At 70.7% G+C, this 22,027-nt stretch carries 20 protein-coding genes and 2 tRNA genes; 18 read left to right on the top strand and 4 right to left on the bottom strand.

Going from position 1 to position 22,027, the window contains the following annotated elements; genetic code table 11:
• Nucleotides 1-164 precede the first annotated feature (164 nt).
• The 4 genes from ACZ52C_RS35305 (at nt 165) to obgE (ending at nt 3,835) form a co-directional block, all read left to right on the top strand.
• Nucleotides 165-1,466 (top strand): phospholipase D-like domain-containing protein, encoded by a 1,302-nt coding sequence (locus ACZ52C_RS35305; RefSeq protein WP_469078621.1) that lies wholly within the window; start codon nt 165-167, stop codon nt 1,464-1,466.
• Nucleotides 1,467-1,662: 196 nt separating this feature from the next.
• Nucleotides 1,663-1,983, top strand: coding sequence for a 50S ribosomal protein L21 (rplU, locus tag ACZ52C_RS35300; protein ID WP_033525816.1), 321 nt, complete (start codon nt 1,663-1,665; stop codon nt 1,981-1,983).
• Nucleotides 1,984-1,997: 14 nt separating this feature from the next.
• Nucleotides 1,998-2,252 carry a 50S ribosomal protein L27 gene (rpmA, locus tag ACZ52C_RS35295; protein WP_045557526.1) on the top strand — a complete coding sequence of 85 codons (255 nt, stop codon included), beginning with the start codon at nt 1,998-2,000 and terminating at the stop codon, nt 2,250-2,252.
• A gap of 146 nt (nt 2,253-2,398) precedes the next feature.
• Nucleotides 2,399-3,835, top strand: coding sequence for a GTPase ObgE (obgE, locus tag ACZ52C_RS35290; protein WP_469078620.1), 1,437 nt, complete (start codon nt 2,399-2,401; stop codon nt 3,833-3,835).
• A 231-nt stretch (nt 3,836-4,066) separates the two neighbouring features.
• Here obgE and ACZ52C_RS35285 read toward each other — a convergent pair whose 3' ends face one another.
• Entirely contained in the window at nt 4,067-6,136 is a 2,070-nt protein-coding gene (locus tag ACZ52C_RS35285; RefSeq protein ID WP_469078619.1) for a hypothetical protein, read from the bottom strand.
• A 346-nt stretch (nt 6,137-6,482) separates the two neighbouring features.
• Between ACZ52C_RS35285 and proB the strand changes: the two genes are divergently transcribed.
• The 5 genes from proB to ACZ52C_RS35260 all read left to right on the top strand — a co-directional run bounded on the left by proB (nt 6,483) and on the right by ACZ52C_RS35260 (nt 11,604).
• Nucleotides 6,483-7,589, top strand: coding sequence for a glutamate 5-kinase (gene proB / locus ACZ52C_RS35280; RefSeq protein WP_086786307.1), 1,107 nt, complete (start codon nt 6,483-6,485; stop codon nt 7,587-7,589).
• A 208-nt stretch (nt 7,590-7,797) separates the two neighbouring features.
• Nucleotides 7,798-8,265 (top strand): hypothetical protein, encoded by a 468-nt coding sequence (locus ACZ52C_RS35275; RefSeq protein WP_319100431.1) that lies wholly within the window; start codon nt 7,798-7,800, stop codon nt 8,263-8,265.
• Between the two features lie 145 nt (nt 8,266-8,410).
• A complete protein-coding gene (locus ACZ52C_RS35270; protein ID WP_469078618.1) occupies nt 8,411-9,697 on the top strand; it encodes a glutamate-5-semialdehyde dehydrogenase in 1,287 nt (428 codons plus the stop codon).
• 120 nt (nt 9,698-9,817) lie between these two features.
• Nucleotides 9,818-10,411, top strand: a complete 594-nt coding sequence (locus tag ACZ52C_RS35265) for an SCO2584 family spore wall biosynthesis protein (RefSeq protein ID WP_469078617.1) — start codon at nt 9,818-9,820, stop codon at nt 10,409-10,411.
• Nucleotides 10,412-10,533: 122 nt separating this feature from the next.
• On the top strand, nt 10,534-11,604 hold the full coding sequence (locus ACZ52C_RS35260; RefSeq protein ID WP_469078616.1) for an SCO2583 family membrane protein: 1,071 nt from the start codon (nt 10,534-10,536) through the stop codon (nt 11,602-11,604).
• Nucleotides 11,605-11,725: 121 nt separating this feature from the next.
• On the opposite strand, the gene ACZ52C_RS35255 is transcribed toward ACZ52C_RS35260, so the two are convergent.
• Nucleotides 11,726-12,805: a M48 family metallopeptidase gene (locus ACZ52C_RS35255; RefSeq protein ID WP_469078615.1), complete on the bottom strand. Its 1,080-nt coding sequence runs from the start codon at nt 12,803-12,805 to the stop codon at nt 11,726-11,728.
• Nucleotides 12,806-12,903: 98 nt separating this feature from the next.
• Here ACZ52C_RS35255 and ACZ52C_RS35250 point away from each other — a divergent pair, with 98 nt between their 5' ends.
• From ACZ52C_RS35250 to ACZ52C_RS35210, 9 genes are all read left to right on the top strand, one after another.
• A complete protein-coding gene (locus ACZ52C_RS35250) occupies nt 12,904-13,074 on the top strand; it encodes a hypothetical protein (RefSeq protein ID WP_045557517.1) in 171 nt (56 codons plus the stop codon).
• Nucleotides 13,075-13,251: 177 nt separating this feature from the next.
• Nucleotides 13,252-13,419, top strand: a complete 168-nt coding sequence (locus ACZ52C_RS35245; RefSeq protein WP_045557516.1) for a hypothetical protein — start codon at nt 13,252-13,254, stop codon at nt 13,417-13,419.
• Between the two features lie 58 nt (nt 13,420-13,477).
• Complete coding sequence (nadD, locus tag ACZ52C_RS35240; protein WP_469078614.1) at nt 13,478-14,188, top strand: nicotinate-nucleotide adenylyltransferase; 711 nt, start codon at nt 13,478-13,480, stop codon at nt 14,186-14,188.
• Between the two features lie 16 nt (nt 14,189-14,204).
• A complete protein-coding gene (locus tag ACZ52C_RS35235) occupies nt 14,205-16,001 on the top strand; it encodes an LCP family protein (RefSeq protein ID WP_469078613.1) in 1,797 nt (598 codons plus the stop codon).
• A 174-nt stretch (nt 16,002-16,175) separates the two neighbouring features.
• Complete coding sequence (rsfS, locus tag ACZ52C_RS35230) at nt 16,176-16,622, top strand: ribosome silencing factor (protein ID WP_469078612.1); 447 nt, start codon at nt 16,176-16,178, stop codon at nt 16,620-16,622.
• Nucleotides 16,619-17,287, top strand: coding sequence for a histidine phosphatase family protein (locus ACZ52C_RS35225; protein WP_469078611.1), 669 nt, complete (start codon nt 16,619-16,621; stop codon nt 17,285-17,287). Before rsfS ends, ACZ52C_RS35225 begins: the two co-directional genes overlap by 4 nt.
• A 131-nt stretch (nt 17,288-17,418) precedes the next feature.
• A tRNA-Ala gene (locus tag ACZ52C_RS35220) sits at nt 17,419-17,491 on the top strand.
• Between the two features lie 399 nt (nt 17,492-17,890).
• Entirely contained in the window at nt 17,891-18,124 is a 234-nt protein-coding gene (locus ACZ52C_RS35215; protein WP_005479297.1) for a hypothetical protein, read from the top strand.
• A gap of 269 nt (nt 18,125-18,393) precedes the next feature.
• A tRNA-Ala gene (locus ACZ52C_RS35210) sits at nt 18,394-18,466 on the top strand.
• 143 nt (nt 18,467-18,609) lie between these two features.
• Here ACZ52C_RS35210 and ACZ52C_RS35205 read toward each other — a convergent pair.
• Entirely contained in the window at nt 18,610-20,226 is a 1,617-nt protein-coding gene (locus ACZ52C_RS35205; RefSeq protein ID WP_469078610.1) for an NADH-ubiquinone oxidoreductase-F iron-sulfur binding region domain-containing protein, read from the bottom strand.
• Nucleotides 20,223-21,527 carry a ferric reductase-like transmembrane domain-containing protein gene (locus ACZ52C_RS35200; protein WP_469078609.1) on the bottom strand — a complete coding sequence of 435 codons (1,305 nt, stop codon included), beginning with the start codon at nt 21,525-21,527 and terminating at the stop codon, nt 20,223-20,225. Before ACZ52C_RS35200 ends, ACZ52C_RS35205 begins: the two co-directional genes overlap by 4 nt.
• Nucleotides 21,528-22,027 lie beyond the last annotated feature (500 nt).

Raw genomic sequence — 22,027 nt, 5'->3', positions numbered from 1 at the left:
ACCCCCTCGCCCTTGGAGCCTCCTCCGACGCCTGTAACACTCACGTAGTCGAATTCGCAGTCGTATACGCAGTCGTGAGTGCTGTCGAGGACTTTCCGGCAGAGCGAGTCGGCGCACAGCAAGGCAGAGCAAAACAGAGCAGGGCGGGAACGGGGAGGGATCGCATGGCGCGCACGCGGATGCGGGGAGCGGTGGCGCTGGCCACCGTGCTGGCGGCGGCCGGTGTGCAGGTGACGACGGCCGCGGGTGTCGCGCATGCCGCGCCGACCTGGACCGAGGGCCCGCTCTTCAACGACCCGTTGGGCGACGGGAACGCGCAACTCGCCATACGCACACGGCTGATCGAGCTGACGGACGCCGCGCTGCCCGGCTCCACCATCAAGGTCGCCGTCTACCACGTGTGGGAGGCGTCCGTCGTCGACGCCCTCGTCGCCGCGAAGAACCGGGGCGTGCACGTCCAGGTCCTGTTGGACGAGTCGAGCGTCAGCGACCGCCCCACCAACACCGCGTACGGCAACCTGGTCGCGGCGCTCGGCACCGACCGGACCAAGGGGTCGTACATAGCGACCTGCGCGGTCGACCGGTCCTGCCTCGGCGATCCGAAGTACGGGCAGTCGATCATGCACAACAAGTTCTGGCTGTTCTCGGCGGTCGAGGGCGCCACCGACGTGGTCGTGCAGACGACGTCGAACTCGACGCCCTCCGCGCACACCAAGTTCTTCAACGACGCGCTGCTGTTGCCGGACAATCCGACGATGTACGACGCGTACGCGGACTACTTCGACACGATGGTCGCCCGGGACTGGGCGGCCTGGGAGTACCGGACCGTCAGCAACGGCCTCTACAAGGCGTACTTCTTCCCCCGGGCCGGGAACACCCGTGCCACCGACACCGTGTACTCGGTGCTCAACAACGTGCAGTGCTCGTACAAGGACAGCGCCGGGGTGGCGCGGAAGACCTGGGTGCGGGTCGCGATCTTCAAGATCACGCGGCTGGCGATCGCCGAGAAGCTGGTGGCCCTGAAGCAGGCCGGCTGCAACGTGAGCATCGTGTACGCCGAGTCCGACAGCGCCAAGAGCAGCGGCGGGACCAAGGGGACGTGGGAGAAGATGCACACGTCCGGCGGGCCGACCGTGCGGTGCTACAACGACGACCGGGACCCGCTGAACCCCGGGAAGAAGCTGACCACTCCGTACATCATCCACACCAAGTACATCCTGGTGGACGGCCAGTACGACGGCGTGCGCAACAAGATCAGCTTCACCGGGTCGGGCAACTACACCGGGCCCGCGCTGCGCGAGAACGACGAGGCGATCGTCAAGGTCGACGACGACGCGGTGCACGACATGTACCGCACCCACTTCGACAAGGTGATCGGCGTCGCCTACCCGGGCAAGGCGGACACCACCGACCTGTGCAAGGGCGTGAAGCCGCTGCCGGCGGACGGCGAGAAGCCCGCCGGGTAGCGGGGGAGGGGGCTCGGTTTGACCCCTTCGGGCACGGCCCCGTAACCTTGACCGTCGGCGTGTCCATAGGTAGTGACGCGTCACATCCCCGTAAACCTCATTCCTTCCGCGCGCCGGGCGCCGTGGGAGAGGCCGTTCGCATGTCGGGCGGCTGGACTGCGGGGGTGCCGTTCCGGAGCGAGAGAGTGAGATCCGCGTGTACGCCATCGTGCGCAGCGGTGGTCGCCAGCACAAGGTTGCTGTCGGCGACATCGTTGAGGTTGACAAGATTTCCACCGCCAATGTCGGCGACACGGTCGAGCTCTCGACCCTGCTCGTCGTCGACGGCGACGCTGTGACCAGCGACCCGTGGGTGCTGGCCGGCATCAAGGTCCAGGCCGAGGTCGTGGACCACCACAAGGGCCAGAAGATCGACATTCTGCGCTACAAGAACAAGACCGGCTACCGCCGTCGTCAGGGCCACCGCCAGCAGTACACGGCGATCAAGGTCACTGAGATCCCCGCGGCTGCGAAGTAAGGGACTGAGGAGAGATGGCACACAAGAAGGGCGCATCGTCCACCCGGAACGGTCGCGACTCCAACGCTCAGCGGCTCGGCGTGAAGCGCTTCGGCGGTCAGGTCGTCAACGCGGGTGAGATCCTGGTCCGCCAGCGCGGCACGCACTTCCACCCGGGCGCGGGTGTCGGCCGTGGCAAGGACGACACGCTGTTCGCGCTGTCCGCCGGTGCGGTCGAGTTCGGCACCGCTCGTGGGCGCAAGGTCGTGAACATCGTTCCGGTCGGCTGATTCGGATCAGTCTTCCGACAGTCTTTCGCGAGGCGGACCTCACTTCCCGTTCGGGAAGGCGGGTCCGCCTTTCGCGTGTTAACCAATAACTGAACCCGTACCACCCTCGGCCGTCGGCCGGGGGGACCCCCAGGAGGCACCCCACCATGACCACCTTCGTGGACCGCGTCGAGCTGCATGTCGCCGCGGGTAACGGAGGTCACGGCTGTGCCTCCGTCCACCGGGAGAAGTTCAAGCCGCTCGGCGGCCCCGACGGCGGCAACGGCGGACGGGGCGGCGACGTCGTCCTGACCGTCGACCAGTCGGTGACGACGCTCCTCGAGTACCACCACTCCCCGCATCGCAAGGCCACCAACGGCAAGCCCGGAGAGGGCGGCAACCGCTCCGGCAAGGACGGCCAGGACCTGATCCTGCCGGTCCCGGACGGCACCGTCGTGCTCGACCGGCAGGGCAACGTCCTCGCCGACCTCGTCGGCCACGGCACCTCCTTCGTCGCCGCCCAGGGCGGCCGTGGCGGCCTCGGCAACGCGGCCCTCGCCTCCGCCCGCCGCAAGGCGCCCGGCTTCGCGCTGCTCGGCGTGCCCGGCGACACGGGCGACATCGTGCTGGAGCTCAAGACCGTCGCCGACGTGGCGCTGGTCGGCTACCCCAGCGCCGGCAAGTCCTCGCTGATCTCGGTCCTGTCCGCAGCCAAGCCGAAGATCGCGGACTACCCGTTCACGACCCTCGTCCCCAACCTGGGCGTGGTCACGGCCGGCGAGACGGTCTACACGATCGCCGACGTGCCGGGCCTGATCCCGGGCGCCAGCCAGGGCAAGGGCCTCGGCCTCGAGTTCCTGCGCCACGTCGAGCGGTGCAGCGTCCTCGTCCACGTCCTCGACACCGCGACGCTGGAGTCGGACCGCGACCCCGTCTCCGACCTCGACATCATCGAGGAGGAGCTGACGCAGTACGGCGGCCTCGACAAGCGGCCCCGGATCGTCGTCCTCAACAAGATCGACGTGCCCGACGGCAAGGACCTCGCCGAGATGGTGCGACCGGACCTGGAGGCCCGCGGCTATCGGGTCTTCGAGGTGTCCGCCGTCGCCCACACGGGCCTGCGGGAGCTGTCGTTCGCGCTCGCCGACCTCGTGGGCCGGGCGCGTGCCGCGAGGCCCAAAGAGGAGGCGACGCGGATCGTCATCCGGCCCAAGGCCGTCGACGACGCGGGCTTCACGGTCGTGCGGGAGGAGGACGGTCTCTTCCGGGTGCGCGGCGAGAAGCCCGAGCGCTGGGTGCGCCAGACCGACTTCAGCAACGACGAGGCCGTCGGCTACCTCGCCGACCGGCTCAACCGCCTCGGTGTCGAGGAGGAGCTGATGAAGGCGGGCGCCCGCTCCGGCGACGGCGTCGCCATCGGCCCCGAGGACAACGCGGTCGTCTTCGACTGGGAGCCGACCGTCATGGCCGGTGCGGAGATGCTCGGCCGCCGGGGCGAGGACCACCGCTTCGAGGCGCCGCGGCCCGCCGTCCAGCGCCGCCGCGACCGGCAGGCCGAGCGGGACGAGCTCCAGAAGGAGTACGACGACTTCGAGCCGTTCTAGAACCCCGGAGAGTTCCGGGGCACCGGCCGCTGGGGTGGGCGGGGGCGGTTTCCCTCCCGTCGGGCCCCGTAAGGGGCGCGGGGAACTGCGCGGCAACCACGTACCTGCCGCAGTCGCCCTACCGGCTCAGCCCCGAGCCGGCGGGCGGCCTTCCACCCGGCCCGCAACGACCCGCACACGACGAAGGGCCCCGGTCACGACCGGGGCCCTTCGGCTGTCGACGGACGGCCGTCAGGCCAGTGCCTCCGTGGCCTCGCCCTCCGCGAGCTCGTCGCTCGACTCCTCCGGCTTCCGCGGCGACGGCACCTCGTCGGCGAGGCGCGACTCCATACGGGCGCGACGGTCGTCGGCCTTGGCGCACAGCGCCTTCACCGCGAGGTCGAAGCGGACCAGGGACGGCGGGTCCGAGGGGCCGAGCAGCTGCTCCTTGAGCTCGGCGCGGGCCGGCGCGAAACGGTCCTTCTCGGGGTTGCGGACCGCGTCCAGCAGTGCCGGCACACCGTCCGCCTTGGGCGTCAGCACGACACCCGCGGAGACCGTCGGGAACGCCGCCCGGAACGCGACCTCCGGCAGCCCGGAGGTGTTGGCGACCGAGTACGGCTTCTCGCTGGACAGCCAGTCGGAGACCACCGACGAGACATCGCTGATCAGCAGGTCCGACGCGTTGAAGCAGGCGAAGATCGCGGGCCGCGCCTCGGTGATGATCCGGTGCTCCCACTCCGGGAACGACGCCCAGTACGCCTTCTCCCAGGCCAGCGTCGCCTCGGCGATGGCCGCCTCGCGGTCCCCGCTCGGCGTGCCCTGGAGCAGCATCCGCTCCATCTCGTCCGCGCTGGTCCGGAACGATGTCGAGGTCAGCTTGTCCAACTCGGCCGTACAGCGAGCCAGTGCGGCGGCCGCCTCCGGACCGGGGCGGGCGCCGGACCGCTTGGTGTTGGCCTCCCGGATCATCGCCTTGATCCGCTCGTTCGCGGCGCCCGCGCGCGGGTCGACCGAGCCGGTCATCGGGTGCGGCTTGTACAGCAGCCGGACCTTGTCGTCGGCGAGGAGCTGCCGGACGATGTTCTCCCCGGCCAGGACCACGGACGTGTTGCCGGGGTTGCCGTCCCAGCCCTCCCAGGTGGGGGCGTAGAGGACGGTGGTGTACGTGCCGGTCGGCGGGCCCGCGTACGGGCGGATCGGCGCCAGCTGCGGGCGGCCGACCTCGACGATGTCCTTGTCCTCCACGCCGACCTCGGCGAGCGCGTACCGCTCGCGCGCCGCGGGACCGGCGACCCACACCTCGTCGTACGCCTTGGCGTACGGGTTGCAGGAGGACAGCTTGTCGCTCTCGCCGTGGTTGATGAAGGCGTGCTTGATCGTGGGGATGCGCAGCACCTGCGAGGTCTTCGCGGCGTTCGCCGGGTGCAGCATCATCTTCAGCGTCGAGTTCTCCAGGGAGAACATCGTGGAGACCTTCGGGAAGCAGATGACCGGCACGTCCGTCGCGTCGATCTTCTGCACCATGAAGCGCTCACGCAGCACGATCAGCGGCTTCTCCAGCTGGGAGAGCGTGGAGAGCCACATGTTCGCCTGGTACGCCGAGGTGGTGCCGCCGGAGAAGTACATCGCGGTGGTCGGCCGGTAGTCGGCGAGCCACCTGTCCAGCCACTCCATGACCTGCCGCTCGTTCTTCGCGCGCTTCTTGGGCAGCAGCCAGGTCGCCAGGTGGGCGGTGCCCAGGACGAGCAGGGCGAGCCCGGTGCCGACGCCGGCGAAGCCCCAGACGGCGTCCTGCGTGGCCGCCGTGAGCGTCAGGCCGGCCGTGACCGGCAGGGAGAAGGTGAGCAGCCGGTGGGCCTGGCGGCGGGCCAGGATGCGCGGCGGGGCCGCGGTCAGGCGCAGCTCGGAGGCGTCGATGTTGCGGGTGACGATCGGCAGGGTCCGGGTGCGGCGGACCAGCACCGAGACGGCCTGGCAGGCGAAGTGCACCGCGTAGAAGGCGATCAGGGCGACCAGCAGCGGGGCCTGCTCGCGCAGCGGATCGACGCCGTCGATGCGCAGCAGGCCCACCAGGATCAGCATGTCGCGGAGCAGCTGGCGCACCAGCGCGTCGAAGCGGACCTTGCCCAGCAGTGCGAGCAGTCCGGGATCCCGGTACTGGAGGAACGTGTCCAGGACGAGGCCCGCCGCGCTCGCGGCGACGAACACGGGGATGTTCGGCAGCAGCGCGGAGACGATCTGGGCCGTGAAGAGCGCGAACATCGCGAGCAGCGCTGACAGCTGCACGATGCGGCGGGGTGCGAGGCCTGCGGAGGGCACGGGCTGGGCTCCTGCGGAGGGTGCGACGGACGAAGGGGGGAGGGGCAAGTCTGGGGGTGGCCTGAGGAGGCCGATCCCTGACCGTATGACCTAGGGAGGCCGAGGAGCAATCTCCCGAGGGCGCAAGATTCGCAAGTCAGACATAACGCCGGGAACCTTGAGCGACGTCACACCATCTCCTCATAAAGGGCTCCGCGCCGGACCGCCCCCCTCCGCACCGGTGGCCGTGCCGTCCGCCCCTCGAAATGAGAACGCGTCCGGCCCGCGCCCTCCCGTAGATTGCGCAGTGCACACACCGGGCTGGTTCGGAACATTGGGGATACAGGTGTCAGCGGCAAGGCAGGGCGTGCGGGACGCGCACCGGATCGTCGTCAAGGTGGGCTCCTCGTCGCTGACGACGGCCTCCGGAGGCCTCGACGCGGACCGGGTGGACGCCCTCGTGGACGTCCTCGCCAAGGCCCGCAGCGGCGGCGAGCGGGAGGTCGTGCTGGTCTCGTCCGGCGCCATCGCCGCCGGGCTCGCCCCCCTGGGCCTGCGCCGCCGCCCCAAGGACCTCGCCCGGCAGCAGGCCGCCGCCAGCGTCGGCCAGGGCCTGCTGGTGGCCCGCTACACCGCCTCCTGCGCCCGCTACGGCATCCGGGTCGGCCAGGTGCTCCTCACCTCCGACGACATGAGCCGCCGCGCCCACCACCGCAACGCCTCCCGAACCCTCGACAAGCTCCTCGCGATGGGCGCCCTGCCGGTCGTCAACGAGAACGACACGGTCGCCACGGACGAGATCCGCTTCGGCGACAACGACCGCCTCGCCGCCCTCGTCGCCCACCTCGTCCGGGCGGACCTCCTGGTCCTGCTGTCGGACGTGGACGGCGTCTACGACGGCGACCCCAGCAGGCCCGGCACGTCGCGGATAGCGGAGGTACGGGGCCCCGAGGACCTCGCGCACGTGGAGATCGGCAGCGCCGGCAAGGCGGGCGTCGGCACCGGCGGCATGGTCACCAAGGTCGAGGCGGCCGGCATCGCCACCGGCGCGGGCATCCCCGTGGTCCTGACCAGCGCCGTCCACGCGGCGGAGGCCCTCTCCGGCGGAGACACCGGCACGTACTTCCACCCCACCGGCAAGCGGTCCGCCGACCGGCTGCTCTGGCTCCAGCACGCCTCCACCCCGCAGGGCGCGCTCGTCCTCGACGAGGGCGCCGTCCGCGCGGTCGTCGAGCGACGTACGTCACTGCTGCCGGCCGGCATCGCGGCCGTCGAGGGCGACTTCACCGCCGGCGACCCCGTGGAACTGCGCGACGGAGCGGGCCGTGCCGTCGCACGCGGACTGGTGAACTTCGACGCCAAGGAGATCCCCCAGCTGATCGGCCGCTCGACCCGGGAACTGGCGCGCGAGCTGGGTCCCGCGTACGAACGAGAGGTCGTACACAGGGACGACCTCGTCCTCCTGCGTCCCTGACCAGCGGCCCGCCGGAGGGGCCGCGGCACCGGCCCCGGCGGTGCACGTTCCGTAAAACCGCCACGCGAAGCCCTTGAGCCTGCTCAACTTTGTCTCAGGGAGATTCCGCACGACCTGTCGCAGGCCCGTCGCACGATCTGTTGCGCGACCTGTTGCACGTCCTGTTGTGAGGCACTACATCGTTGCGAAGGAGGCCGTCGTGAGACGAGTGCGCCCCGGGGCCGCGGCGTCCCGTGGTGGGGGTACCTCCCGTGCGGCCGGCGAGGAGCGGACGCTCACCAGCGTCGCCGCCTCGGACACGTACGAGGGCGACCACGTCGAGGAGCCGCAGGACCTGCCCCGGCTGTGGCACGTCACGCTGAGCCTCTCCGGGCCCGAGGCACCCCTCAAGGAGGTGCGGCGCGGTCTCGAACAGCTCGCCCACGACCACCCCTTTCTGCTGACCAGCCGCTACGCCCACGACCACGCCGAGATCCGCTACTGGGAGGAGGCCCGCGACCTCCACGACGCGGCCGCCGTCGCCCTGCGCCTGTGGGGTGAGCACCGCCGGACGGCCGGGCTGCCGCCCTGGGAGATCGTCGGCCTGGAGGTCATCGACCGCCAGACCTACCACCAGCGCATCGCCGAGGGCTACGGACCCGCCCCGGCCACGCCCGTGGGGGTCCACCCGTACTGACCGCCCCGCCGCCGGGAGGACCCGAGAACCCCGAGAACGTCCCTCCACGAGGCCCCTCCGTCCCCCCCCACGGGCGTGACGCGCCGGTGTCTCGCGCTGTGGAACACGCGGCGGCCCCCTCCGCCGGGCGGACTACCCTTCCTTTATGACCTCGCTCTCGCCGTACGACTCCATGACGCCGGTCACCCGGGCCGCCTACCGTGCCAAGGCCGCCGCCGCCGACCTCGCGCCGCTCCCGCGCGCCGACAAGGACGACGCGCTGCTCGCCATCGCCGACGCGCTGGAAGTCCGTACGAGTGACGTCATCGAGGCCAACGCCAAGGACATCGAGCGGGCCCGGGAGGCCGGCACCAGCGAGGCGATCGTCGACCGGCTGACGCTGACCCCGGAGCGGATCCGCGCGATCGCCGCCGACGTCCGCGACGTCGCCGCGCTGCCCGACCCGGTCGGCGAGGTCGTCCGCGGCTCCACCCTCCCCAACGGCATCGACCTGCGCCAGGTCCGCGTCCCGCTCGGCGTCGTCGGCATCATCTACGAGGCCCGCCCGAACGTGACCGTGGACGCCGCCGCGCTCTGCCTGAAGTCCGGCAACGCGGTCCTGCTGCGCGGCTCCTCCTCCGCCGTCGAGTCCAACACCGCCCTCGTACGGGTCCTGCGGGACGCCGTCGGCGGCGCGGGCCTGCCCGCCGACGCCGTCCAGCTGGTCCCCGGCGAGAGCCGCGAGTCGGTGCGCGAGCTGATGCGCGCCCGCGGACTGGTCGACGTGCTCATCCCGCGCGGCGGCGCCTCCCTGATCCGCACGGTCGTCGAGGAGTCCACCGTCCCGGTGATCGAGACCGGCACGGGCAACTGCCACGTCTACGTCGACGCGGTCGCCGACCTCGACATGGCGATCGAGATCCTGATCAACTCCAAGGCCCACCGCGTCAGCGTCTGCAACGCCGCCGAGACCTTCCTCGTCCACCAGGACATCGCCCCCGAGTTCCTGCCCCGCGCCCTCGACGCGCTCGCCGACGCCGGGGTCACGGTCCACGCCGACGAGCGCGTGATGGCCTACGCCAAGGACTCCAAGGCCACGGTCGTCGAGGCCACCACGGAGGACTGGGAGACCGAGTACCTGTCGTACGACATCGCCGCCGCCGTGGTCGACTCCCTCGACCGGGCAGTGGAGCACATCCGGCTGTGGAGCTCCGGCCACACCGAGGCGATCGTGACGACCTCCCAGCAGGCCGCCCGCCGCTTCACCCAGCTGGTCGACTCCACCACGGTCGCCGTCAACGCCTCGACCCGCTTCACCGACGGCGGTCAGTTCGGATTCGGCGCCGAGATCGGCATCTCCACGCAGAAGCTGCACGCCCGCGGCCCGATGGGTCTGCCCGAGCTGACCAGCACGAAGTACATCGTCACCGGCGACGGACACGTCCGCCGCTAGCCCGACGGGCCCGGTGGGGCGCCCTGCCCGTTCCTGTGAACAGCCTGGCGCCCCCTCGGCGGAACGGATGAATTTCCTTACCGTCTGCCCAAATTGACCACCCCGGTCTACTCTGGATCCGTGCCGGAGGACGTGGGGGGCACGCCGTTCCCGGACGGCTGGGAGCCCGACGACGACCGCGACCGCGGGGGTATGGACGAAGAGTTCGCCTCCGTGGTCTTCGACGAGGACTTCGTCCGGGCGGCCGTGGTCCACGAGCCGACCGCCGTCGAACGTCTGCTCGCGGCCGCGGAGGCGCGCGCCGCAGCCCAGGAGGCCGAGGCCCGCCGGGCACACTCCAGAGGCGTACGCGGCGACGACGACCGTTACGACGACGGCTTCGGCCCCGATCTCGGCCACCGCCGTGGCGACGACCCGGACGACTTCGACGACGCCGAGATCCTGGAAGACCGCTACGGCCCCGACGGGCCCTACGGCAGGCCGTACGACAAGCAGACCCGCTGGCACCGGCCCGTCGCCTGGATCCTCGCCCTCGTCATGGGCATCGGCATGGTCGCGCTGGCCTTCACCGCGGTCTACCGGGGCGCCTCCTCCGGCCGCGGCGAGAGCCCGCCGCCCGCCACCAGCGGCGTCGAACAGAACCCCCCGACCGGGCCCTCCGCCTCCGCGGACTACTCCCAGCCGGCGGTCTCCGCGGATCCCCGCAGGCCCTGACCCGGCCCCGTACGCTCCCCGCCGGGCCGTGCGCCGACGCCGCGCGAGCCTGGTGAGGACCTGTCAGAACTTGTCGCGCAGCGGTGCGTTTACCGAAGCCTCCGAAGACCTACTCTCCAAGTATGGGCGGGCCAGGAAACCCACCTGAGGGGACTCCCGAGGGCGCCCCCGGCGGTGGAGAGGACGAATACAGATCCGTCGTCTTCGACGAATCGTTCGTCCGGGCTGCCCGCCTCCAGGAGTTCTCCGCCGACGAGCGCCTCTCCGACCACGCCCCCGCCGTGCGCCGACGCCCGCCCGTGCGCCGCGGCCTCTCCCGGCAGGCCCTCATCCTCGTCCTGCTGATCGCCCTCGCCTTCGGCACCGCGATCTACATGGGCGTCCGCCACCCGTACGACACCCCGGCCGCGGGGCCCACCGAGCCGCTCAGGATGACGGTGATCCCGCTCTCCCCGCAGTCCCCGGTGCCGGGCGCGAAGGACGCGGAGACGCTGTACGCGCGCAGCCCCGCCGCCCAGTTCCGGGTCGGCGCCGAGGGCATCACGATGCCGGCCACCCGGCGCACCGCGCACTTCACCGACAGCCAGGTCGTCGCCGCGCTGACCATCGCCAAGGAGTACCTGGTCGCCTCCGCGCTCGACCCGGAGGTCCTCGGCGGCACCACCGTCCAGCCCGTGCGGCGGCTGCTCGACTCCGAGCAGCTCGACCAGTTCGAGCAGAGTTTCGACCAGCCGGCGACGGACGGGCGGCACGCCCCCACGGGCTGGCTGGTCCGCTTCGACCCGTCCCGCGCGGAACTCGCCGACCGCAGGATCCGCGTCCAGGGCACCCTCCAGGCCGCCGAGTTCGACTCCGGCACCCTGGAGGTCGTCGCCGCCCACACCCTCGTGTACGCGCTGCGGCCGGCCAGCGACAAGGCCGACGCCGACGCCTCGCTGTTCACCGTCCGGCGCGAGCTGCACTTCCGATTCGACCAGGACGACCTGCGCACCCACCAGGTCGAGGTCGTCGTCTCCTACGTCCAGGCCGGACCGCTGGCCTGCGCCGACGACGCCACGAATCATCTGCGACCGCTGCTGGCGGGGCAGACCGCGAAGGCGGGCGGGCCGTCCGCCGGCACGGACCCGTACGGGACGGGGGCCGCGACGGCGTTGTGCGGGACCCTGGCGGAGAGTGCGCAGCCGAAGGTGTGAGCCGGGGGTGCGTTGTCGGGTGCGGCCCGGTGGGGCTTCTCGCGCAGTTCCCCGCGCCCCTGAAAAGCAGGGGCTGCGCCCCGTGCTTTTCAGAAGGCCCCACCTACCCGCACCCGACCACTCACTCGTCGTCGCGGGGCCGGTCCTCCTGGGCGGTAGCCGCACCGCCGCCGCCGAAGCCGCGGCGGACCCGGCCGCCGAGGTCGCCCGCGCCACCCGCGATGTCCGTGACCAGCTTCATCAGCGGGTCCTTGGAGTTCTTCACGCTGCTCGTGTAGTGCGAGGCCGACTCGCGGAAGGAGTCGGTCACCGAGGTGTCCTTGTCCTCGCTGCGCCGCGGGTAGTGCCCGTCCATGATCCGCTGGAAGTCACGGGACTCGGCCCACTTCTTCAGCTCGGCCGCGCGCACCGTGGTGAAGGGGTGAGAGCGGGGCAGCACGTTGAGGATCTTCAGGACGGAGTCGCGCAGGTCGCCCCCGGCCTCGTACTCCTCGGCCTGCGCGAGGAACGCGTCCACGTTCATCTCGTGCAGGTGGTTGCCGCCCGCGATCTTCATCAGACCGCGCATCGACGCCTGGACGTCCTGCCCGACCAGCAGACCCGCCCGGTCGGCGGACAGCTCCGACTTGCGGAACCACTCGCGCAGCGCGGTCACGATCGCCATGATCGCGAGGTTCCCCAGCGGGATCCACGCGACCTTCAGGGCGAGGCTCGTCAGGAACAGCAGTATCGTCCGGTACACCGAGTGGCCGGAGAGCGCGTGGCCCACCTCGTGACCGATGACGGCCCGCATCTCCTCCTCGTCGAGCAGCTCGACGAGTCCGGTGGTCACGACGATGATCGGTTCGTCCAGACCGATGCACATGGCGTTCGGCTGCGGGTCCTGGTTCACGTACATCGGCGGGACCTTCTCCAGGTCCAGGATGTAGCACGCGTCCCGCAGCATGACGTTGAGATGGGCGAACTGCTGGTCCGAGACCCGTACGGAGTCGGACAGGAACAGCAGCCTGAGGCTGCGCTCCGGCAGCAGACCGCTGAGCGCCTTGAACACCGTGTCGAAGCCGCTGAGCTTGCGCAGCGCCACCAGCGCCGAGCGGTCCGCGGGGTGTTCGTACGCCCGGGAGGAGATCCCCTCGAAGCGCCTGCGCTGCCTGCTCGGCACGTGCTCGTGCCCGTTCTGCTCGTGGCTGTCGTCCGGCATGTTTCCCCCATGCTCTGTTTGCCCATGTTGCCCCCGAAGCGGGGTCCAGCCTAGGCGGAGTTACCGTGGCAGGGCATCAACCGTAAGGAGCGATCTCCATGGGACATCTCCCGCACCCGCCCGCGTCCGCCTGGCTCACCGAGGCCGCGGACGTCGCCGCGAAGCAACAGGGAGCGGGCAATCTGCTGCGTGTGGTGCTGATCGTGATGGTCCTGGGCTCCGTCCTGATGGCCTGGTTCCTGCTGCGTGGCTACAAGCGGGACGACTGACGCCCGCCGACGACAAGGACGCCGGTGGCGCGCGAACGGTTGTCTCGAACGGGAAGTACGCGCTCCGTGACGGCCCCGTTCACTCCTGGGCGGAGTCGGCGTGATCGCCGACGGACCCCCCGCTTACGATGGGCGGGTCTTTATCCCGATCCCACACCCGGATAGGTCACGCCGACGATGAGCTTCCACAGCACCGCTGCCGACTTGGTCACTCTCGCCGCCGAGGGCGGCGGGGAGCACGGCGGCAACCACGAGAGCCTCAGCCCCTACCTGACCGGCGGCGGAGCCTTCGTCGCCCTGATGCTGCTGCTGTGGATCACCACCCGCTTCAACCGCGATCGCTAATCCGCGCAAAAGGACGTTCGAACGGTGGCCGTCGGCCGGGCCGGTAGGCTCTCCACGCATGGGAGAGCAGGAAATGCCTACCGGTCCGGAGCTCGACAGGGCGGCGGACCAGGCGAACGACACCACGGACGGCCGGGCCGACAGCGCCTCCGGCGCACCGGGAAACCGCCCGTCGCAGCCCGGTAGGCGCCGCCTCGGCGTCATGGGCGGCACGTTCGACCCCATCCACCACGGGCACCTCGTGGCGGCCCAGGAGGTCGCCGCCCAGTTCGGTCTCGACGAGGTCGTGTTCGTGCCGACGGGCCAGCCCTGGCAGAAGTCCCACCGCTCGGTATCGGCGGCCGAGGACCGCTATCTGATGACGGTCATCGCCACGGCCGAGAACCCCCATTTCTCGGTGAGCCGCATCGACATCGACCGCAAGGGTCTCACCTACACCATCGACACCCTGCGCGAACTGCACGAGCTCAACCCGGACTCGGACCTGTTCTTCATCACCGGCGCCGACGCGCTCGGCCAGATCCTCACCTGGCGCGACGCCGAGGAGCTGTTCTCCCTCGCGCACTTCATCGGGGTCACCCGTCCGGGTCACACCCTGGCCGACCCTGGACTGCCGGCGGGCGGGGTCTCGCTGGTCGAGGTCCCGGCGCTCGCCATCTCCTCCACGGACTGCCGTGCGAGAGTCGCCAAGGGCGATCCCGTCTGGTACCTGGTGCCGGACGGCGTCGTGCGCTACATCGACAAGCGGCAGCTGTACCGCGGCGAGTGAGCCGAGAGGGGCACCGGTGAACGACCGATACGACGTCGGCTATGGGGGCGGCGACCAGAGTTACGAACTCGTCGGCTACGACGAGTACGGGCAGCCGGTGTACCGACAGGCGCCCGCCCAGCAGGTGCCTCAGCAACAGGCGTACGACCCCTACGGGGCGCAGCAGCACGGCACGCAGCAGACCCAGGGGCAGCAGCAGGGGTACGGCCAGGGCTACGGCTACGACCCGTACGCGACCCAGCAGCAGTACCCGCAGGGCTACGGCACCGGCGGCGCGGGCTACGACCCGGGCCACCAGGCGCCGGGGTCCGGCTACGACCCGTACGACCCCTACGGGCAGACGGCCGCCACCGGCCTACAGGCACCCGTCACGGAGCAGACCGCCTACATCCCGCAGCAGTCGGCACCGCAGACGGCCGCCGGGGAGAGCGGGCCCCTCGCCGACGAGGCCTCCCCCGACGGCGAGACCGGGGAACGGGAGTACCGCACCGAGCAGTTCGCCTTCGTCGAGGAGCCCGACGGCGACTCCGAGGACGTCATCGACTGGCTGAACTTCACCGAGAACCGCACCGAACGCCGCGAGGAGGCCAAGCGGCGGGCCAGGAGCCGGATGGTCGCCCTCGTGGTGGTTCTCGCTCTGGTCGCGGTCGGCGGCGTCGGCTACCTGTGGTGGTCGGGCATGCTGCCCGGGGCGTCCTCCGACGAGCAGACCGGCACCACCACCTCCGCGGCCGCCCAGAAACGGGACGTGATCGTCGTCCACCTGCACGACACCAAGGGCGGCGGCACCTCCACGGCGCTGCTGGTGAACAACGCCACCACCGGGCGGGGCGCCACCGTCCTGATCCCCAACGCCCTCGCCCTCACCGGCGACGACGGCACCACGACCACCCTCGCCAAGTCCGTCGACGACGACGGCTCCTCCGGCACCCGGGACGCGCTCGACACCGTCCTCGGCACCGACATCGAGGGCACCTGGCGGCTCGACACCCCCTACCTGAACAACCTCGTCGGCCTCGTCGGCAACATCGACGTCGACACGAACGCCGACGTGCCCGACCCGGAGGCGAAGAAGAAGGGCACCGCCCCCCTCGTCACCAAGGGCAAGGCACAGACCCTCAGCGGCAAGATGGCCGTCGCCTACGCCACCTACCGGGCCTCCGGCGAGTCGCAGGACGCGCAGCTGAAGCGGTTCGGACAGGTCATGCAGGGGGTGCTGCGCGAGCTGTCCTCCGACGCGCAGGCCGCCACCGTCACCGTGCAGACACTGGCCCAGATCCTCGACCCGTCGCTCAGCGACAAGGACCTCGGCACCTTCCTCGCGAAGCTCTCCGACCACGCTAAGGGCGGCGACTACGAGACCGAGCTGCTGCCCGTCCAGCAGGACGGCACGCTCAGCGCCGAGGACTCCGACAGCGTGGTCAAGAACCTGCTCGGCGGCGCCGCGAAGAGCCCCGACGCCGGGGACGCCGTGCGCGTCGGCATCCGCAACGCCACCGGCGAGAAGGACGCCACCGAACAGGCCCGCGTCGTCGTCCTCAACGGCGGCTACACGTTCCTCGACGCCGGCACGACCGGCACCGCGCAGGCCACCTCCCGGGTCACCTACTCCGACGCGGCCCGCAAGCAGGACGCCGTCGAGGTCGCCAAGACCCTCGGCCTGCCGGCCGGCGCCGTCAAGAAGGGCGAGACCACCTCCAACGCCGACGTCTCCGTCGTCCTCGGCCAGGACTACGAGACGACCGGCACCACCGGCACCACGGGCGCGACCGGCGCAACGGGCACCACCGGCACCACCGGCACCACGGGCTGACCGGACGGGGCGACCGACGAGGCGGTCGCCCCGTCGGTCGCCCCAGGGCCCCGGAGCCGCCGTGCCGGCGCCGCTCCGGGGCCCGATCCGTTAACCCGTGGGGCGGTGTCGGTGGGCCGTGAGATCCTTGACCCAGCCCGCGAGGGTTCCTGACCGACGACCGAAAGCCGTGTAGTGACCGCCACAGACCGCTCCCTCGAGCTCATCCACACCGCCGCGCAGGCGGCCGCCGACAAGCTCGCGCACGACGTCATCGCGTACGACGTCAGCGATGTGCTGTCCATCACGGACGCCTTCCTGCTCGCCTCCGCGCCCAACGACCGCCAGGTCAAGTCGATCGTCGACGAGATCGAGGAGCGGCTGAACAAGGAACTCGGCGCCAAGCCGGTCCGCCGCGAGGGCGACCGCGAGGCTCGCTGGGTGCTGCTCGACTACGTCGACATCGTCGTGCACGTCCAGCACAGCGAGGAGCGGGTCTTCTACGCCCTGGAGCGCCTCTGGAAGGACTGCCCCGAGCTGGAGCTGCCCGCCGACGCCAAGGCCACCCGCGGCAAGGGCGAGGAGCACGCCAAGCTGCGGGCCGCCGAGGAGGAGGCCGAGCTGGGCGAGGAGCTGCGGTGACGGGCGGCCTCGACTCCGCGGAGCGCAAGGGCCGGGGCCGCCGCCTCATCCTGTGGCGGCACGGCCAGACCTCGTGGAACGTGGAGCGCCGCTTCCAGGGCACCACGGACGTCGAGCTGACCGAGACCGGCCTCGGCCAGGCCCGTCGCGCGGCCCGGCTGCTGGCCTCCCTCAAGCCCGACGCGATCGTCGCCTCCGACCTCGCGCGCGCCGCGAACACGGCCGCCGAGCTGGCCGCGCTCACCGCTCTGGAGGTCAGCCACGACGAGGGCCTGCGCGAGACCTACGCCGGCGTCTGGCAGGGCCTCACGCACGACGAGATCATCGCCCGGTACGGCGAGGAGTACGCCGCGTGGAAGCGGGGCGAGCCGATCCGCAGGGGCGGCGGCGAGCTGGAGACCGAGGTCGCCGACCGCGCGGCCCCCGTGGTGCTCCGGCACGCCGACAAGCTCCCGGAGAACGGCACCCTGGTGGTGGTCAGCCACGGCGGCACCATCCGCACCACCATCGGACGCCTCCTCGGCCTGGAGCCCCAGCACTGGGAGAGCCTCGGTGGCCTGTCCAACTGCTGCTGGTCCGTCCTCGGCGAGGGCGCCCGCGGCTGGCGGTTGCTGGAGCACAACGCCGGCACGCTCCCCGAGCCGGTCCTCGGCGACGACGACTGAGCCCGTAAGAGCCCTGGTCACACGGCTCGGGCCCCGGATTTCACTTTCCGGCTGGTCGCAGGCTAAAGTTCTTCTTGTTCGCCCCGCCGAGCGGGGCGAAACACCGAGCGACCACCGTCTGTGTGGCGCGAGGGGCTATAGCTCAGTTGGTAGAGCGCCTGCATGGCATGCAGGAGGTCAGGAGTTCAATTCTCCTTAGCTCCACAGATCGGTACAGAAGATCCCGTTCCCGCGAGGGAGCGGGATTTTTCGTGTGTGACCTGCGTCCCTTCTTGAGCAGGTGTGCCCTCGCAGGCGTATACCTCTGCGGACGGCCTTCTTTCCCGCTCCGTGCTGGGACTGGTACGAAGGCGTCGCTGACCGTATTGGTCCGGCCGTGGCAGAATCAAACGGCCGGAAGGGGGCGCGGCCCGACGGGAGGGAGAAGCGATGCCTGCGAGCATCCGCGGGAGGGTCCACGACCTTCCCGCCGCGGTGGTGATGCGGAGCAAGACCACCCTCCTCTGCCCTTCCTGCGGCTCGCTCCACGTTGCCCAAGTCCTCGGTGACAACGGAGGGATCTCCTACGTGTGCACGGCCTGCGGCCACAGCTGGAGCTGATCGATGGGTGCACACAGGAGAAAGTGCGACTGGTGCGGCAGCGGCACCCCCATCGTCCGCGACATGGAGCCCGTCAACGCCGACTACCAGTACTGGTGCGAGGAATGCGCCCGGGCGCTGATCATAAAAGGCGACCCGATCGAGACGTACCGTGAACTGGAGGGTGAGCCGATCTACGGCCGGCTGCTCGAAGAGCACTGCACGCTCAAGCGCTTCTACTCGTTCGTGACGGCCTGAGCGTCAACTCGGCGCCCGTCCCCGGCTGTCGCTCGCCCCCGGGCCTCCACGGGCGCCCCAGCGGCCTCGTGGTGGCCCCCTGGTGGCTGCGCGGCTCCCGCCGGGGGCCGGGACGGTGAACGGCGGCTGGGTGTCAGGCTCTTCGAAATCCGACAAAAGCGCTTCGATCGGTTCATAGTTCGCGGCCGACGGAAACGATTTGGTGGTGCGCGTGGGGGACCGGTAATGTTGGCGTCGTCGCCAGGGAAACCGGGCGGACAACACAGCAAGGGGCTATAGCTCAGTTGGTAGAGCGCCTGCATGGCATGCAGGAGGTCAGGAGTTCAATTCTCCTTAGCTCCACAGAAAAGACCCCGTCCAAGTGGACGGGGTCTTCGCGTTGTTGCCGACGAATGACGATGACGGCGGCGGCGATGGCGATGTCGACGGACGCGGGAAGGGCGGGCCACCCCACTCGGGTGGCCCGCCCTTTCGCCGTACGTGCGTCAGCGACCGCTTCCCAGGGCCCGCCGGCCGCGGCCCTGGGAGAGGACCGGGAGGTTGCGGGAGGGGGCGGAGGGCCGGTTGTCCTCCTCGATGCGCAGGGCGAGCGCGGGGCAGCGGCGCACCGCGCGCAGTGCCTTGGCCTCGGCGTACTGCGGGACCTTGGCCTGGGCGACGGTGGGGAAGCCGTCGGCGCCGAGCTGGAAGACCTCGGGGAGGATGTCGGCGCACAGGCCGTGGCCGCGGCAGAGCGTCCAGTCGACGAAGATCTTCTGGCGGCTCGCGCCGCTCTCCTCCTGGCCCGCGCCGCCCGGGATGCCGGTCGGCATACGGCCGCCCTCGAAGAGCGGCAGCACGCCCTCCACGGGCCGGCCGCAGCCGTTGCCCAGGACGTGTGCGGCGAGGTCGTCCGTGAACGCCTTGATGGTCGACTCCAGGAACATCGCGGAGCCGTCCGGGTGCGAGCAGGCGCCGCGCCGCTTGACGTTCTTCGCGACCTGCTTGAGGGCCTCCAGGGCGGCCGGGCCGCCGCCGTTGAGGATGTCCTCCATGCCGCGCGCGGCGGCCGGCAGACCGAGATAGCAGGGGCCGCACTGGCCCGCGCTCTCCTCGGCGAGCCACTTGGCGACCTGGAGCGACTCGCCGAGCGGGCAGGTGTCCTGGCTGATCGGCAGGATCGCGCCCGCGCCGAGCGCGCCGCCCACCGCGTCCAGCGAGTTGCGCGAGACGACCGCCTCGTTGACCGTCGCCGCGTCGATCCACTTGCCGTGGTAGCCGCCGGTCAGGACGCCCTGCGGGACCGGCGGCGCGCCGGCGAGCTGGAGGATGTAGCGCAGCGGCACGCCGGTGGGCGCCTCGATCACCATGGGGCGGGCGACCGCGCCGGAGACGGTGAGCATGACGGTGCCCGGCTCGTCGTACAGGCCGGTGTTGCCGTACCGCTCGGAGCCGATGCGGGCGCCGATGGCGAGCTGGGCGAACGTCTCCGCGTTGGACAGCAGCGTCGGCGCGCCGCCGACACCGCTCTTGGACGCGCTGGTCTTGCGGCCCGGCGGGATCGGCGGGCCGCCGTCGATGGAGCGGATCAGCGAGCCGGCGGCGCCGGTGACCATACGGACCGGGTTGCGCTGCACACTCGCGCGGATGGCGGCGCCGCGCCGGTTGCTCAGGCCGCGCTCGGCGAGGGCGGCCTCCATCGAACGCTGGGTGGATTCACGTGTCACCCCGATGACCAGTTGGCGGGCGCCCAGGGCCTCCGCGACCAGCAAGGCGCCGTCCAGGATGAGGTGCGGGGCACGGTTGATCAGCACCGTGTCCTTGCGGCAGGCGGGTTCGTCCTCGCTGCCGTTGACGACCACGACGGGTCGGATGCCGCGCTTGATCGCCGACTCGGCGACCGAGCGCAGTTTCTTGTGGAACGGGAAGCCCGCGCCGCCCCTGCCCTTGAGGTTGATCCGCTCGGACAGCTGGGCGAGTTGCTCGCCGCCCATCGGTTCGAGCGGACCGTGCACCTTCAGGTGCATGGGGAGGTCGAGTCTCTCGACGAGGTCGAAGCCCGAGGTGAGCTGGGGAAGACCCACCACTCGGACTTCGGGGACGTCGGGAAGGGCCTCGTTCACTTAAAGCCTCCGGAAGGCGCGTTCCAGGGTTCGCCTGAGCCCGGCTGCTGGTAGTCGTCGTAGCCGGACAGCGTTTCAGTGGCGGGACCGCTGTTGTACGTGTCGTTCGGGTTGTACGTGCCGTAGGGGGCGTTCGTCTCAGCCGTTCCGTAGGAAGTTTCGGCTGCGCCCGTGTTGTACGGCTCGCCCTGGTAGGTCTGGCCCGGATACGCCTGGCCGCCCTGGTACGACTGCCCGCCCAACGGCTGTCCGACGAAGGTGTCCTGCATCGGGTCGTACGCCGACGGGGGCGCCTCGCCGACCGGCGGCGGGGACGGCGCCGGCCAGCGGGTGCTGCCCGTGGTCGAACCGTCGTCCATGCGGGGCATGGCCTGCGTCGGCTGCATGTCCAGCGGCGGCTGCTGCTGCGTCAGATAGGGCGCCGTGGGCTCCTGGGCGCGCGGGGTCATCGACACCGCGCGGTAGGCGGCCGCGAAACCGGGGCCGCTGTCGGCCGAGGCACCCGCGCGCTGCGGGGGAACCAGGGGGTCGCCCAGCGGGGGGTTGCCCTGGGCGCCGCCGAAACCGGGCAGCGGGAACTGGCCGGTGTCCCGCATCCCGTCGCGCTGTCCGCCGTCGCGCCGGCCGCCCTCGCGGCGTCCGCCGGTCTCGTCCAGGCCCTGCAGGGCCGAGCGGGACTTCACGAGTTCGTCGACCTCGGGGGGCCGCTGGCCGTCGGTGCCCAGGATGGCGGTGACGCGCTCGACCACCTGGCGCTTGACCTCGCGCGGCGCGGCCCGCAGCAGCAGGGCGACGGCGACGGCGAGCAGGCCGGCGGAGTAGAGGATCACGAAGATCGGCTTGGCCTCGCGACCCGCGTAGAGTCCGTGCACGAGCGCGAAACACCAGGCTGGGTAGGCCATCATGTGCATCGCGCGCCAGCGTGCCGCGACCGGCGCCGGGGAGGCGAAGTTGCTGCGCAGCGCGCCGGTGATGGCGACGAAGATCATCATGGAGCCGGCGGTCGCGCCGAAGCCGATGAGCGCGCCCGAGCCCGTCACGCCGAGGGCGAAGGGGAACAGGGCGATCGCCGAGACGTGGCTCAGCGCCAGCTTGACCGAGACATGCAGCACGAGGAACGCGACCGAGGCGATGGCCGTCGTCCGGTGGACGGCCTGGCCGATGATGCGCTGACGCACCGTGAGCAGGGTCCGGTCCTGGGCGACGAGCCCCCAGAGCACCGAACACGTCAGCGAGACGAGCGAGAGAACGCCGGCGCCGAAGTCGAGGAACTCCCGGTACGCGTCACCTCCGACCAGCACACTTACGGGTATCAGCAGCAGAGCGGCAGCTGTGGCTATCCCATAGGCCGAGCGGCCTGTCTGGGGCAGCGAGCTGTTACTGCGACGAGGGTTCATGGGGGCAACTCCGAACAGTTCGGGAAAGCGGTCCCGTCGTCGAACTGTAAGTGGTGGCAATACCGGGCGGTACGAGGTTTGAGTTATTGCGTTGTTATCAAGGGGCAATCTCACATCTGTGATGTCCCTTAGTGGCTGTTACGCGAAGTAAGATTTGAATAAAGTTCAACTTTTTTGGCCGGATTCTGTGGCTGACACGCTGCGGGTCCGTGTCCATCGGGGCTGCGGTACCCTGACCGCATGCGTGCCGTACGCCTTCTGCTTAGCGGGCCGCGCTGATCAGTCCCGACCGCCGTTGACGGCGTGGTCGGCATCAGCGCGGCGTCCCCTCCTGTGCGAGGGGATTTTTCGTTTCCTGGACGAACAGTCCGCCGGCAGAGACGATCGATGGAGCTTTGAGGATC

This window comes from Streptomyces sp. NPDC034049 (assembly GCF_055575575.1).
Note: the sequence above shows the minus strand (reverse complement) of the source record. Positions and strands in the feature narration are given on the sequence as shown.

What these genes read in the sequence shown, in the direction of transcription:
- ACZ52C_RS35215 (WP_005479297.1), top strand. Translation starts at nt 17,891, where the DNA reads ATGGGTGCACACAGGAGAAAGTGCGACTGGTGCGGCAGCGGCACCCCC.
- ACZ52C_RS35255 (WP_469078615.1), bottom strand. Translation starts at nt 12,805, where the DNA reads ATGCCGGACGACAGCCACGAGCAGAACGGGCACGAGCACGTGCCGAGC.
- ACZ52C_RS35260 (WP_469078616.1), top strand. Translation starts at nt 10,534, where the DNA reads ATGGGCGGGCCAGGAAACCCACCTGAGGGGACTCCCGAGGGCGCCCCC.
- ACZ52C_RS35305 (WP_469078621.1), top strand. Translation starts at nt 165, where the DNA reads ATGGCGCGCACGCGGATGCGGGGAGCGGTGGCGCTGGCCACCGTGCTG.
- obgE (WP_469078620.1), top strand. Translation starts at nt 2,399, where the DNA reads ATGACCACCTTCGTGGACCGCGTCGAGCTGCATGTCGCCGCGGGTAAC.
- ACZ52C_RS35250 (WP_045557517.1), top strand. Translation starts at nt 12,904, where the DNA reads ATGGGACATCTCCCGCACCCGCCCGCGTCCGCCTGGCTCACCGAGGCC.
- rpmA (WP_045557526.1), top strand. Translation starts at nt 1,998, where the DNA reads ATGGCACACAAGAAGGGCGCATCGTCCACCCGGAACGGTCGCGACTCC.
- ACZ52C_RS35270 (WP_469078618.1), top strand. Translation starts at nt 8,411, where the DNA reads ATGACCTCGCTCTCGCCGTACGACTCCATGACGCCGGTCACCCGGGCC.
- ACZ52C_RS35245 (WP_045557516.1), top strand. Translation starts at nt 13,252, where the DNA reads ATGAGCTTCCACAGCACCGCTGCCGACTTGGTCACTCTCGCCGCCGAG.
- nadD (WP_469078614.1), top strand. Translation starts at nt 13,478, where the DNA reads ATGGGAGAGCAGGAAATGCCTACCGGTCCGGAGCTCGACAGGGCGGCG.